This is a genomic window from Brevibacillus centrosporus (assembly GCF_046622605.1).
Classification (GTDB): Bacteria; Bacillota; Bacilli; order Brevibacillales; family Brevibacillaceae; genus Brevibacillus; species Brevibacillus centrosporus.
The window spans coordinates 2,657,541-2,670,074 of record NZ_CP176856.1; the positions used below are offsets into that span (position 1 = coordinate 2,657,541).

General features: G+C 50.6%; 13 protein-coding genes. 10 read left to right on the top strand and 3 right to left on the bottom strand.

Annotation, left to right across the window (positions count from 1 at the left end):
- The first annotated feature begins 1 nt into the window (after nucleotide 1).
- The 3 genes from ACLIN2_RS13665 (at nucleotide 2) to ACLIN2_RS13675 (ending at nucleotide 2,672) form a co-directional block, all read left to right on the top strand.
- Nucleotides 2-742 (top strand): cyclase family protein, encoded by a 741-nt coding sequence (locus ACLIN2_RS13665; RefSeq protein WP_170184355.1) that lies wholly within the window; start codon nucleotides 2-4, stop codon nucleotides 740-742.
- A gap of 12 nt (nucleotides 743-754) precedes the next feature.
- Nucleotides 755-2,089, top strand: coding sequence for a short-chain fatty acid transporter (locus ACLIN2_RS13670; RefSeq protein ID WP_411504280.1), 1,335 nt, complete (start codon nucleotides 755-757; stop codon nucleotides 2,087-2,089).
- Between the two features lie 127 nt (nucleotides 2,090-2,216).
- Nucleotides 2,217-2,672, top strand: a complete 456-nt coding sequence (locus ACLIN2_RS13675) for a hypothetical protein (RefSeq protein ID WP_246070877.1) — start codon at nucleotides 2,217-2,219, stop codon at nucleotides 2,670-2,672.
- Between the two features lie 70 nt (nucleotides 2,673-2,742).
- On the opposite strand, the gene ACLIN2_RS13680 is transcribed toward ACLIN2_RS13675, so the two are convergent.
- Both ACLIN2_RS13680 and ACLIN2_RS13685 read right to left on the bottom strand, forming a co-directional pair.
- On the bottom strand, nucleotides 2,743-4,191 hold the full coding sequence (locus ACLIN2_RS13680) for an amidase family protein (RefSeq protein WP_411504281.1): 1,449 nt from the start codon (nucleotides 4,189-4,191) through the stop codon (nucleotides 2,743-2,745).
- A gap of 138 nt (nucleotides 4,192-4,329) precedes the next feature.
- Nucleotides 4,330-5,274: a rhodanese-related sulfurtransferase gene (locus tag ACLIN2_RS13685; RefSeq protein ID WP_400581992.1), complete on the bottom strand. Its 945-nt coding sequence runs from the start codon at nucleotides 5,272-5,274 to the stop codon at nucleotides 4,330-4,332.
- Between the two features lie 203 nt (nucleotides 5,275-5,477).
- Between ACLIN2_RS13685 and dut the strand changes: the two genes are divergently transcribed.
- Nucleotides 5,478-6,014, top strand: coding sequence for a dUTP diphosphatase (gene dut / locus ACLIN2_RS13690; protein WP_411504282.1), 537 nt, complete (start codon nucleotides 5,478-5,480; stop codon nucleotides 6,012-6,014).
- A gap of 70 nt (nucleotides 6,015-6,084) precedes the next feature.
- On the opposite strand, the gene ACLIN2_RS13695 is transcribed toward dut, so the two are convergent.
- On the bottom strand, nucleotides 6,085-6,387 hold the full coding sequence (locus tag ACLIN2_RS13695; RefSeq protein WP_400581990.1) for a DUF3846 domain-containing protein: 303 nt from the start codon (nucleotides 6,385-6,387) through the stop codon (nucleotides 6,085-6,087).
- A gap of 117 nt (nucleotides 6,388-6,504) precedes the next feature.
- On the opposite strand from ACLIN2_RS13695, the gene ACLIN2_RS13700 reads away from it, so the two are divergent.
- The 6 genes from ACLIN2_RS13700 to cysT all read left to right on the top strand — a co-directional run bounded on the left by ACLIN2_RS13700 (nucleotide 6,505) and on the right by cysT (nucleotide 12,529).
- The gene (locus ACLIN2_RS13700; protein WP_400581988.1) at nucleotides 6,505-7,746 is read left to right on the top strand and encodes an NAD(P)/FAD-dependent oxidoreductase; all 1,242 of its coding nucleotides are present in this window, start codon (nucleotides 6,505-6,507) and stop codon (nucleotides 7,744-7,746) included.
- A gap of 131 nt (nucleotides 7,747-7,877) precedes the next feature.
- Complete coding sequence (locus ACLIN2_RS13705; RefSeq protein WP_092272374.1) at nucleotides 7,878-8,246, top strand: cytochrome-c oxidase; 369 nt, start codon at nucleotides 7,878-7,880, stop codon at nucleotides 8,244-8,246.
- Between the two features lie 143 nt (nucleotides 8,247-8,389).
- On the top strand, nucleotides 8,390-9,313 hold the full coding sequence (locus ACLIN2_RS13710) for a hypothetical protein (protein ID WP_411504283.1): 924 nt from the start codon (nucleotides 8,390-8,392) through the stop codon (nucleotides 9,311-9,313).
- On the top strand, nucleotides 9,310-10,356 hold the full coding sequence (locus ACLIN2_RS13715) for an FUSC family protein (protein WP_411504284.1): 1,047 nt from the start codon (nucleotides 9,310-9,312) through the stop codon (nucleotides 10,354-10,356). The genes ACLIN2_RS13710 and ACLIN2_RS13715 overlap by 4 nt, the downstream gene beginning before the upstream one ends.
- A gap of 239 nt (nucleotides 10,357-10,595) precedes the next feature.
- Nucleotides 10,596-11,663, top strand: a complete 1,068-nt coding sequence (locus tag ACLIN2_RS13720; protein ID WP_092272377.1) for a sulfate ABC transporter substrate-binding protein — start codon at nucleotides 10,596-10,598, stop codon at nucleotides 11,661-11,663.
- Between the two features lie 29 nt (nucleotides 11,664-11,692).
- Nucleotides 11,693-12,529 (top strand): sulfate ABC transporter permease subunit CysT, encoded by an 837-nt coding sequence (gene cysT / locus ACLIN2_RS13725; protein WP_327930269.1) that lies wholly within the window; start codon nucleotides 11,693-11,695, stop codon nucleotides 12,527-12,529.
- The last annotated feature ends 5 nt before the right edge of the window (nucleotides 12,530-12,534 follow it).

Sequence of the window (12,534 nt, forward strand, 5' to 3'; positions counted from 1 at the left end):
CATGAATAAAATCATCGACTTGACAATGCCCATTTATGAAGGAATGCCTCAGCATCCTTCTCACGGAAGGACACCGATGTTTCTGACAGGCACGAGGACCCATGACGTGTGGAGGTCGTTTAGCCGGAAAAATTACTATAACGAAGAGGATCTGGTGTCGTTTCAAAATGAGAACATCATCGTCTGCGGACACACAGGCACGCACATGGATTCCTGCTTTCACGGAGATCCTGAATCGCCGTACACCATCGACAAAATGCCGATTGAATGCGGCTTTGGCGACGCGATCTGGCTTGACGTCTCGCATCGCTTCGGGCCGAAAGCGCGAATTACCGCCAAAGATCTGAAGGAAGCGGAAGCGAAAACGGGGACATCCGTCCGCAAAGGAGATATCGTGCTCATTTTTACAGGCTGGTCGGCGATCCAGGACCCGGCGAGCTATGCCCTCGACCATATGGGCTTATCGATTGATGCTGGAGAATGGCTGCGTGAAAAACAAGTGAAAACGGTGGGAATCGATACGTGCAATGTGGATGCGCCAGGCGAGCTGACGCTGCCTGTTCACATGAACTTTTTGCGTCCGCGTAGTCTCGGGTTAGGCAATGATGCGTTTATTGCCATCATTGAGAATCTGGTCAATATCAACCGGATTCCCAAGTCCCGTTTTTTGTTTTCGGGAGCGCCGATTCCGTATTTGGGTGGTACAGGCGGGCAAGTTCGGGCGTTGGCAATTGTTGACTAAGGAGGAAGCAGCATGGCGAGACTTACCAATTTCTTTACTGTACTGATGAGAAAGTATTTGCCCGATCCTTTTGTTTTTGCCATAGGATTGACGCTATTGGCTGTTCTGCTGGCGGTACTGGTAGAAGGGCAAAATATCGTGGCTACGGCAGCAGACTGGGGAAAAGGTTTTTGGAATTTGCTCGCTTTTACAACACAGGTTGCTGTGATGCTCGCGATGGGATACGTTTTGGCGAGAGCGCCGATTGTGGACAGGCTGCTGGATCGGCTCGTCAATCTGGTGCACACGCCGAGAACAGCGATCATCGCAGCCACATTGGTGGGCGCGATCGGCAGCTATCTGAACTGGGCTTTTGGGCTTGTGATTGGAGGAATCGTAGCGACCAAGCTAGCGTCCAAAGTAAAAGGTGTCCATTATCCGTTGATTATCGCCGCTGCGTATAGCGGCTTTAGCCTATACGGGATGGGGCTTTCGTCCAGCGTGCCCGTTCTCGTATCGACTCCTGGCCATCCGCTGGAAAAGGCTATGGGCGTCGTGCCGTTGAGCGATACGATTTTTGCCTGGCCGATGGTGATTACAACTGTCGTGACGATCGTAACACTACCTCTGCTGAATGCCTGGCTTCACCCGAAAAAGAAGGAAGAGGTAATCGAGTACAAGCTGGAGGCGAGTGCCCAACGGGAAGCAGCGGCAGGAGTCGAGCTGACCCTTCAGCAAGAGAACGTCACGCTGGCTACGAAGCTGAACAACAGCCGCATCCTTAGCCTGCTCATCGGTTTGCTGGGATTCACCTACATCATTTATCATTTCGCCACAGGCGGCTCGCTGGACTTTAACATTATCAATTTTATCATCCTCTTTGGCGGGATTTTGCTGCTCGGGACGCCTGCTAACTACGTGACTCAGCTGAACGAAGGGATCAAAACGGTCTCAGGTATCCTCCTGCAATATCCGTTTTATGCGGGAATCATGGCCATCATGGCCGGATCTGGCCTGGTAGACACCATTTCTGCTATTTTCGTGAAACTGTCTGATGCTTCCACGTTGCCGCTGTGGGGGCTGTGGAGTTCGTACATCATCAACTTCTTCGCGCCGTCTGGGGGAGGTCACTGGGTGGTGCAAGGCCCTTTCATGATTGAAGCAGCCAAACAGCTGGGGGCGCCCTTCAATCAGGTCTCCATGTCTGTCATGCTGGGGAACGCTTGGAATGATTTGATCCAACCGTTCTGGATCCTTCCCGTGCTGGCAATTTCCAACCTGAAATTGAAAGACATCATGGGCTATCTGGTCATCATGATGCTGTGGGTGGGGGTTATTTTCAGTGCAGGGGTGCTGCTCTGGGGATAACTGGGATAGCGCGCACGCGAAAAAAAGCAGGAAATGTCGAACTTCATCGCGAATATAATCTTTCGCCGTTCCCGATCGCTTGAATACGTCCCCCCAATTTTTGGCGACAATGGGGAGAGAAGGAGTGATGAGCGTGGAACAACTGCTTCAATTGGCGAAAGATTATTGGCCGGTTGCGCTTTGCATCATCGTGGTGGTCATGGCAGCTCAGTGGATGCTGCGCAGTCTGTTTCGGATTATTTCGCTGCTTGTGGTGATTGGGGTCGTTCTGGTCCTCTTCTTCCAATTCAGTCCTGAAGAAGTGATACAGATGGGGCGTCAGGCAGTTTCCGCTACGCAGGAAGTCGTTGACAAAACGATCAAGCCTGTGCTGGATGGGGAACTGAAGGATGCGGACATTGATTTTCAGCCGGATGGCACCTACGAAGTAAGGACAGCGAGTATTCGGATTGTTGGGAAAAGAGGCGAGTCGAAAGCCACCGTCTATTACAAAGACGAGAAATGGGAAGTCGACATCGGTCAGCTAGGCAAAATGTTTGAGGATCGACTGGGAAAAGCGGAACAAGAAGGAACGGCTTTGTAGCAGCTGAAAAACAAAAGGAAGACGCAGCCTCCTGTGAGAGAGCTGCGTCTTTTTGCATGTATCGCTACTCCTATGATTCCATTTGCGGTGGAATGCGCAGGCGGGTTGCTTGCTCATAGGCATACGCCATACGAAGTAATGCCGGCTCGGAGAAGGCAAGGCCGGTGAACATGATTCCGAACGGTTTTCCTGCGGAGGTGTAGCCCGACGGTACCGTTACAGAAGGATAGCCTGCGCGTGCTGCAATTCCGTATCCTTCGCTGCCTGGGAAGAGGATACAATCCAGGTTGTGCTCAGTCAACACGGCATTGATTCCTTTGTCCTGCGACATTTCCAGATCGTAGGCCCGCTGGTTCAGATAGGCAGCTTCCGTCAAGGTTCCACTCGTCTCATTGGCTCGCTCCAGCAAAACTTGCCCGAATCGCAGCGCTCGTTCCTCATGCTCACGGTTAAAGGCAATGACATCTGACAGCGTTCGAATAGGGTAAGAAGCGGGCAACGTTTTCAGGTAGGCGTTTACACCGGATTTGAATTCATGCAGGAGCACACTCGGCCCCCATTCCGCGTTTTCGGCTGGGATAGTTACGGCATCGATGACAGTAGCACCAGCTTGCCGCAAATGGTTGATGGCATCCTCGTACAATTTCTTTTCCTCATCATCGTACCTGTCCAAAAAGAAGGAGCGGATGATCCCGATACGAGCGCCCTGTAAGCCATTCACATCAAGGAAAGGCTGATAGTCCGCATGGGAGAGGCCGAGACTTTTGCCTGTTACAGGATCTTGTTCGTCTACACCTGTGAGGGCGCCGAGTAAAATGGCCGCATCTTCCACCGTGCGAGCCATGGGGCCGGCAGTATCCTGACTTGTTGAAATAGGGATGATTCCTCTTCGGCTGATGAGTCCTACAGTCGGTTTGATGCCGACCAGTGAGTTTTTGACAGAAGGGTGCAGGATGGAGCCGGATGTTTCCGTCCCGACTGAAACAACAGCAAAGCCGGAAGCGATCGCAGAACCAGAGCCTGAGCTGGACCCCCCGACGTCCAGCTGACCAGGGCCATATGGATTCAAGACTTGTCCGCCGCGAGAGCTGTAGCCGTTTGTCATATTCTCCGTCATGTAGTTGGCCCACTCGGTCAAGTTCGTTTTCCCCAAAAGCACAGCCCCTGCCTCGCGTAGGCGAGCGGCAACGGACGAATCAGCAGCAGCATAGGAATCTGCTAGGGCGAGTGAGCCTGCCGTTGTGTGCATGGAATCGCCGGTTGCGATGTTGTCCTTAATCAAGACAGGAATACCGTGAAGTGGGCCGCGGCTGCCTTTTTCCACCCGCTCCCGATCGAGAGCTTCTGCAATATGGAGGGCATCCGGATTGATTTCACTGATCGCATTGACGGCGATTCCTTGCTTGTCGTATTGGGCGATTCTCTTTAAAAACAGGAGGGTCATTTCCCGAGAAGTGGTCGTTCCTGCTTCCATTGCTTGTTGCCATTCCCGTATCGTAGACTCATGGCTAAGCTCCATTTTTTTCACCTTTTTCATTCAGTTTTGACAGTTTCTATTTTACTAAAGAAGAAGAGGATTGTAACGATTTTCAGGGTAAGAGAAGAGGTATAAAAAAAGCTGACTCCGAAAAGGAATCAGCTGGGTGTACACTTCTATTTATTTACTTACTCCGGCAGCCTCGAGCTTCGCTTTTTCTTCCGCTTCCACGAAACGGTTGCGAGGATGCTCACGGCATTCATCCGAGCAAGAACGCTTGTAGGTTTGCTCGCACTCAGGGCAGCAGAAATGCTGTTTGTTGCAGAATGGGTTCGCGCAGTTTACATAGCGGTCTTCCACCTTGCCGCAGTAGTAGCAGCGTGCGATGACAACATCTTCTTCCGTGTGGTTGATCGGCACGGAAATGCGCTCGTCAAACACGTAGCACTTGCCATCCCACAGGCGACCTTGAACTTCCGGATCCTTCCCGTAAGTGACAATTCCGCCGTGAAGCTGATACACATTTTCAAAGCCTTGATCCAGCAGCACACCTGTTAGCTTTTCGCAACGAATACCGCCAGTGCAGTAGGTCAGTACTTTTTTGTCCTTGAATTGGCTCATGTTATCGCGGATCCACTCAGGGAATTCACGGGAGGAATCCACCTCAGGGCGAATCGCGCCACGGAAATGACCGAGATCATACTCGTAGTAGTTGCGGCCATCGAGGACAACTACGTCATCTTGCTGCAGCATTTCGTAAAACTCTTTTGGGCTGAGGTACTTCCCTGTCTTCTCGTTAGGATCTACGTCATTTTCCAGACGCCAGGTAACGAGCTCTTTCTTTGGACGGACGAAGATTTTTTTGAAGGCATGCTCATCCGACTCATCTATTTTAAACCACATATCCGCGAAGCGCGGGTCTTTGCGTACGTATTCCATGTAAGCTTCTGTTTGTTCAATGGTACCGGAAACCGTTCCGTTAATTCCTTCCGGAGCGACGATAATCCGTCCCAAGAGGCCGTTGTCTTTGCAGAACTGCAAATGCTCGGCAGCGTACTCCTCGTAATTTTCAATCGGAGTATACTTGTAATACAGGAGAATGCGATATGGTTTTTGTACTTGCAAGGTACAATCCACCTTTCTTTAGCGATATTAATTTTTTTGATACAACGGAGAGTATACCACACCGAATGTGAAAATGCGTAGAAAAAGACAGGGATTTGTGAGCTTTCTATGAAAAAAATGTGTGGAAAAGCTGCCTTGCTGGGAGAAGAGCCTTCTTGTACACTATGAGAGGATCATAGGTAGAGAAAAAGGAGAGACGAATCATGATGGTAACAGGTGAACGCGTAACCGCACAGGTAAAAATAAAGAAGCTTCATCCCGATGCAGTCATCCCGCAGTATGCACGCGCAATGGATGCGGGCTTTGACTTGGTGGCAGTAGAGGATGTCTTGGTTGCACCGGGCGAATCAGTGAAGGTACCGACTGGTTTGGCATTTGCCTTGCCAGAAGGTTTTGAGCTGCAGGTACGTCCCCGTTCGGGAATCAGTGCAAAAACAAAGCTGCGCCTATCCAATGCGCCAGGAACGATCGATGCCGGTTATCGCGGGGAAGTGGCCATTCTCGTTGACAATACAAGGGAAGCTAGCCGAACGTACAAAAACGTTTGTCTGGATGCTAGCGAAAAAGAAGTCACTGTAGATCAAGAAGTGGACACGCATAGCTATTTGATCAAAAAAGGGGACCGACTCGCTCAAGGTGTGATCGCGATTGTTCCGGTTGCCCAGTTTGAACTCGTTGACGAGCTCGATGAGACCGAGCGTGGTACAGGCGGCTTTGGAAGCAGCGGCATCAAAGGCTAGGCGTGCCTTTTAACTCAATCAGCATGACAAAAGCCCCTTACCGATGTAAGGGGCTTTCCTGTTTCGCCGGTTAAACTTTCGCTGTCAAAAATTGATTGATCCGCAGCAGGTCTTCTTCGGACAGGGATCGCCCATCCTCTTTGACAAAAACACAGGTGCCATATACCCAATCCAGATACCCCTCTGAGGTGACTGGAAAATTATTGGCTTTCACTCCGCGTGCATCTTCATTGACGACCAGGGAGATTCCGGCAAGACTGTCGTCTACTACGACTTCGATCTCACCTCCAACCAACTCCTGCAGCTCGTCCTGTCCGTTTACCTCGTAGGAAAAGGCTGCTTCGTGCGGGCGTTTGACGTACACGTGAATCATGCTCGACCACTCCTTTGACCTTCATCATACCCGAAAAGGACAAAAGGCGCGATAGCAACGGATTAGCCATTGGGCGTTGGTTATCCTAAAAGGGATCACGAATGAGGGGACATGGACATGAACCTGATGACAGGAAAATTGTATTGGCCGACAACACTTGCCGTGCCGCCACGATACCCAGAACTTTCGGAAGACTTGCTTTGCGATGTCGTGATCGTGGGCGGAGGGATTGCCGGAGGTCTATGCGCCCTTTATTTGATGAAGCACGATGTGGATGTCGTGTTAATAGAAAAAGGATGGATTGGGGAAGGAAGCAGCCGAGCCAACTTGGGGATGCTGCAATTCGCAAATGATAAATCGTTGACTTCCTGTATGCGCTCCTTTGGGGAGGAGAGAGGAAGGCGATTTTATCAATTATGCCGTCAAGCACTTGATCAGCTCGAGATCATCTCCCGTTCCTTGACGATTTTTCCTGATTTTCAACGCAAAGACAGCCTTTATTTTGCGAGTCAGCCGCAGGATATCGAGTCGCTTCGTACCGAGTACGAAAACCTGATCCAGCATGGATTCCCCGTCTCTTACTGGGGGCAGGAAGAGATCGAGAGCCATTTTTCCTTCTCCAAGCCCGCGGCCATTTATTCCAAGGGAGATGCGCAGATCAATCCATACAAGCTGACCGTGGGATTGATAGCCGATGCTGCTGCTCAAGGCATGCGGGTATACGAGCATACAGAGGTCGTCCATCAAAAAGAGGAAGCAGGAGATATGCTCATCCTGACAGGAAAGGGAAGCCGGATCCGGTGCAAACGGATTGTATTTGCCACCGGCTATGAAGCACAGGTCTTGAAACGCAACCCAAACGCAATCCGATCCAGCACCTCTGCGATTGTGACGAAGCCTGTCAAAAGCTTTCTCGGATGGCCGAAAGCCTGCCTAATCTGGGAGACAGCCCGACCCTACATGTACATACGGGCAAACGAGGAAGGACGCATCATCGTAGGAGGATTGGACGAGCCGAATACAGACCCCAAACATCGAGAAATGACAGTGCTGAGCAAGCGAGATCTGCTGCTTGACAAGGTACAGGCTTTATTTCCGCAGCTATCTCTGGAAGTGGAGTATTACTGGTCCGCTGCATTCGCTTCCACCCACGATGGCCTGCCTATGTTCGGGGAACAAGAAAACTACCCGAATTGCCTGTTTTCGCTTGGCTATGGGGGAAATGGCACTGTCTATTCAACGATTGGCGGGCAGATCATTGCCGATTTGATTGTGAAGGGAGAAAATGCAGACGCAGCCCTGTTCTCCTTTGATCGCCCGAAATTCGCTTCATCCGCCCCAAAGCCGAGCCATTTCTAACGGATTTCGTCAAGAGCGACAATCCGTTTTTTTGTGCTGGGCAAAAGAATCGGGGAAGGCAACGTTTTCTGGTACTTAGTTCCTAGGATCGGAAATAAGGTTAGAGTGTGACCGCGAAAGGAGGTGAAGATATGGCGGCTCGCTTTTTGAAAATCGCTACCATTTACTTTGTTCTAGCCATTATTTTAGGAATCGGTATGGGAATCACGCATGTTTTTGCCTATGCATCTGTCCACGCCCACCTGAATCTGGCGGGGTGGGTCACGCTTGCAATCATCGGACTGATTTACAAAGCTTATCCCCAAGCAGCTGGGAGCAGGCTTGCGAATTGGCATTTTTGGCTGCACAATCTCGGCCTGCCGGTTATGCAGGGATCCTTGTTCCTCATGATCCTAACGGGGACAGAATCCTTCGTTGTGGGGGCCATTATTGGTTCTTTGGTACTCGGGATAGGCATTCTGCTTTTTGCGATCAACGTATGGAAGCATGTCACGGAATAGGTGCTTCTATCACCAAGCAGCGCGAGCTTTCGGATGGGAACCCGAGTGCACGCGCTGTTTGGGTTGGGGAGGGGACGGTGAATAGAAGGAGTTGGAATGAGTCAAGATAGGTCTATCTTTTCTCGCGGGGAGGGGGTAGGTCTATGCAAAAGAGCATGCACAAAAAAAGATGTATCGTGCCCTCCAAACAATGGTACACAGCTCTTCTTACGACCATTTCGCAAGCCTTCCAATTGAAAAAGAACCCGCTTCCGTGGGGCAGGGTGATCGGCGCTGGTATTTGCTCCGGAATCCCCGTATTGCTTGGATTGCTAGCGGGAAATCTGCCCTACGGGATGCTCGCCGGGATCGGCAGCTTTACATATTTGTACGTATTCAATATTCCTTACGCCCAACGTGCAAAAAGACTGTTGTTTGTCATGCTCGGATTCGCCTTTTCTGTCGGCTTGGGGACGTTGGTGGCTCCCCACCCCTTGGCGGCAGCGATTACAGTGGGATGGATCGGCGCCGTTGCAACCTTTATCTTTGGAGCATACAAAGTAGCGGGACCTGCTGCTATTTTTTTTGTCTTGGGCTTCTCCCTTGCAACCGGAATGCCGATTGACCAGTCGGCAGCTCCGCTTCGGGCAGGGCTGGTCTTGCTTGGGGGAGCCTTGGCTTGGGTGATGGGCATGAGTGGTTGGCTCCGCAATCCACATGGACCGGAGACTACCGCGATGAAAAAGGTTTATTTGGAGCTCGCCAAATTTATGGACTCAGTAGGCAGTGCAGAGGCACAAGAGGAGAGGCAAAAACTGGTACTGTTACTCAAATCAGCTGAGGAAACGTTGTATGCTGGGCACGTCTCCTGGCAGCAATCCGGTGAATACCTGCGTCTTCATTCCTTGAATGATCAGGCCAATGCCATTTTCCTTGACATCCTTGCCCATATGGATCAATCGAAGGACAGGCTCCCCACGCATTTGGGACGGTCTGTACGAGCGATAGCATCTGCACTGGGGGAAAAGAAAAAAGGCAGCAGCAAGAGGAGAAGCAGCGAGAAGAGCCATATGAGCAAAGCGAGGTGACAGAACGTCTGCAGGCCAGTATCCGTGAGGCGTTGGCGGTGCTGGAGGCACCTGTCGCCGCTCTGGAGCAAGAGAGGATCGGGAGGCGGCCATCCTTTTGGGTGGTGCTTGGCGGTTCATTTGATAAGAATTCGATTGTGTTTCTCACATCGGTTCGCTTTGGACTAATATTAGCAGTCGCAGCGATTCTCGCCTATTCCTTTGAGCTGAACCGATCGTATTGGGTGACGTTAACCTGTGCAGCGGTGATGTCCGGTTCGACGATTATTGCCACATTTCATCGTGCGATTCAACGGTCGATCGGTACAGTCGTCGGAATTCTAGTGGCTATCATCGTTTTGGCTGCGCATCCACACGGACTTCTCATCGCCGTATTCATCATGCTTCTGACCGCATTGACGGAGCTGTCAATCGTCCTCAACTACGGGCTTGCTGCCTTCTTTCTTACACCAAATGCCTTGCTTTTGGCAGAGAGTATGGGACAGCAACAAAGCCTCTCGTTTTATGCTTCGGCACGGCTCATCGATGTGCTTTTGGGCTGTGCGATTGGACTTGTTGGGACCTTGCTTATCGGGAGGCGCCAGGCATCAGCATTACTGCCGCACTATATCGCTAAAACGATTCGCAGCCAGCAGCAATATTTGTTAACGCTTTTTTCCGAGCAGAAAAATCATTCCGATCTCAGAGCGTCGATGGAACGAAGAAAAATGCAGACGAACCTGAGCAATTTGCGGATTGTTTATACGACAGCAACAGGAGAAATCCCCAGTGATAAAACGAAGCTGGAATTTCTCTGGCCTGTCATTTTCTCCATCGAGCAGATCGGCTACCTGCTCGAATCCTGTTTGAAATCGGCTCAGTGCCCCATTCTCCCGGACCAAACGCTATCACAGCTTTTGCTCGTCTTTGAGAACATGGCGAAATCAGCGGAGAGACAAACCTCTTTCGCTAAAAAAACGATCCCGCTAATCAGTGGATTCCCACAGCTGGAAAGGGAAATTCGAGAATTGCAGGACGCGCTGATCATGAGTACCAAAGCTTAACTACGAAGAGCTCCTTCGCTTGCGGAGGAGTTTTTTTGCACTTTTGCACTCGACTTGCTCCTGTCCCCGGAATGCGCCTAATTTTCTTCCCTAGGCAAATGCCACCCGAACTTTGCCTAGGGCTTCGGCATAATGTACATGGAAATATGATTGACAGGAAGAAAAAGGCAGGTATAATTCTTAATAACTAAGTATTCCGATTAAAATAGTATAGATTAAAGAGGAGTGAAAAAACCTACATGAGCAAAGCAATCAGTCCCATCCAGAAGTGGTGGAAACGAGCAGGATTTATTTTATTGGCAGCTGCCATTGGTGGGTGCTCGTCAACAGCTCCGACGGGAGGAGAAACCAAAACCACGGATGCGGCTGCTGCTCCTGCGGTTGAGCTGTTGAATGTTTCTTACGATCCGACCCGCGAATTTTACCAGGATGTGAATACGGAGTTCGCAGCGGAATGGAAACAGAAAACGGGTCAGACAGTCACCATCAAGCAATCTCACGGCGGTTCTGGTAAGCAATCCCGCTCTGTTATCGATGGACTGGAAGCCGACGTTGTCACACTCGCACTCGCCTACGACATCGATGCGATCGCAGAGAGAGGCTTGATTCCGAATGACTGGCAACAGAAGCTTCCTGACAACAGCTCTCCTTATACATCGACGATTGTTTTTCTCGTGCGAAAAGGAAATCCGAAGCAGATCAAAGATTGGGATGATTTGATCAAGCCGGGCATTTCCGTCATCACTCCGAATCCAAAGACCTCTGGGGGAGCACGCTGGAACTATTTGGCTGCCTGGGGATATGCTTTGGAAAAGAATAACCATGACGAGGCAAAAGCCAAGGAATTTGTGACAAACCTCTTTAAAAATGTTCCCGTTTTGGACTCTGGTGCACGTGGTTCGACCACGACCTTTGTGGAACGCGGGATCGGGGATGTACTGATCGCATGGGAAAATGAAGCGTATCTCGCTGTAAACGAGCTGGGCAAAGACAAGTTTGAGATTATTAATCCGTCGCTGAGCATTCTCGCAGAGCCACCTGTAACTGTGGTCGACAAATATACCGACAAACACAAGACAAGAGAAGTGGCTGATGCGTATCTGCAATTCCTGTACACCAAAAAAGGGCAGGAGCTTGCAGCCAAACACTATTACCGACCACGTGACAAAGAAGTGCTTAAGGCACATACCCCTGCATTTCCAGAGATCAAGCTGTACACCATCGACGAATGGTTCGGTGGATGGACAAAAGCCCAAAAGGATCATTTCTCGGATCAAGGCATCTTCGACCAAATCTACAAGCCTTAATCATCTAAACCATCAGAGGAGTTATCTCCATGAGAAAATCATTACGCAACAGAGGGTTTTTGCCTGGCTTTGGAATGACGATGGGCTATACGATCGTCTACCTTAGTTTGCTGGTGTTGATCCCTCTGTCTGTATTGTTTTTAAAGGCGACGACCATGAGCTGGGAACATTTTGTTGGCACGATCCTCGATAGCAGGGTGCTTGCTTCTATTCGTGTAAGCATCCTGACTTCTTTCTTCGCTGCCTGTGTAAATGCTGTGTTTGGCGTATTGGTAGCCTGGGTTCTGGCACGCTATCAGTTTTTCGGAAAACGAATCATCGATGGGATTGTAGACCTGCCTTTTGCCTTGCCTACGGCGGTCGGCGGGATCGCGCTGACTTCAATTTATGCGGAAAACGGCTGGATCGGACAGTATTTGGCGGAGTGGGGGATAAAGGTTGCGTACACTCCCTTGGGCATTTGGGTAGCCTTGACCTTCATTGGGCTGCCGTTTGTGGTGCGTACCGTCCAGCCGGTTCTCCAAGACTGGGACCTCCAGATGGAGGAGGCCGCAGCGACCTTGGGAGCGAGCCGCTTGCGTACCTTTGTGCGTGTGATCCTGCCGCATCTGATGCCCGCCATTCTCACCGGCTTTGCGCTTGCTTTTGCCCGTGCGCTCGGAGAATACGGCTCGGTCGTCTTTATTTCCGGCAATATGCCATTAAAGACGGAGATTGTTCCTTTGCTGATCATGACCAAGCTGGAGCAATTTGATTACGCAGGGGCAACGGCGATTGCAGCGGTGATGCTGATCGCTTCCTTCGTGATGCTGCTCATCATCAACTACCTGCAGTGGAGAATCAACAAATTTGACGCCGCACGATAGGAGGT

Excerpts from the sequence above, each read along its gene's own strand:
- ACLIN2_RS13665 (WP_170184355.1), top strand. The coding sequence starts at position 2 with ATGAATAAAATCATCGACTTGACAATGCCCATTTATGAAGGAATGCCT.
- ACLIN2_RS13670 (WP_411504280.1), top strand. The coding sequence starts at position 755 with ATGGCGAGACTTACCAATTTCTTTACTGTACTGATGAGAAAGTATTTG.
- ACLIN2_RS13675 (WP_246070877.1), top strand. The coding sequence starts at position 2,217 with ATGAGCGTGGAACAACTGCTTCAATTGGCGAAAGATTATTGGCCGGTT.
- ACLIN2_RS13680 (WP_411504281.1), bottom strand. The coding sequence starts at position 4,191 with ATGGAGCTTAGCCATGAGTCTACGATACGGGAATGGCAACAAGCAATG.
- dut (WP_411504282.1), top strand. The coding sequence starts at position 5,478 with ATGATGGTAACAGGTGAACGCGTAACCGCACAGGTAAAAATAAAGAAG.
- ACLIN2_RS13695 (WP_400581990.1), bottom strand. The coding sequence starts at position 6,387 with ATGATTCACGTGTACGTCAAACGCCCGCACGAAGCAGCCTTTTCCTAC.
- ACLIN2_RS13700 (WP_400581988.1), top strand. The coding sequence starts at position 6,505 with ATGAACCTGATGACAGGAAAATTGTATTGGCCGACAACACTTGCCGTG.
- ACLIN2_RS13705 (WP_092272374.1), top strand. The coding sequence starts at position 7,878 with ATGGCGGCTCGCTTTTTGAAAATCGCTACCATTTACTTTGTTCTAGCC.
- ACLIN2_RS13710 (WP_411504283.1), top strand. The coding sequence starts at position 8,390 with ATGCAAAAGAGCATGCACAAAAAAAGATGTATCGTGCCCTCCAAACAA.
- ACLIN2_RS13720 (WP_092272377.1), top strand. The coding sequence starts at position 10,596 with ATGAGCAAAGCAATCAGTCCCATCCAGAAGTGGTGGAAACGAGCAGGA.
- cysT (WP_327930269.1), top strand. The coding sequence starts at position 11,693 with ATGAGAAAATCATTACGCAACAGAGGGTTTTTGCCTGGCTTTGGAATG.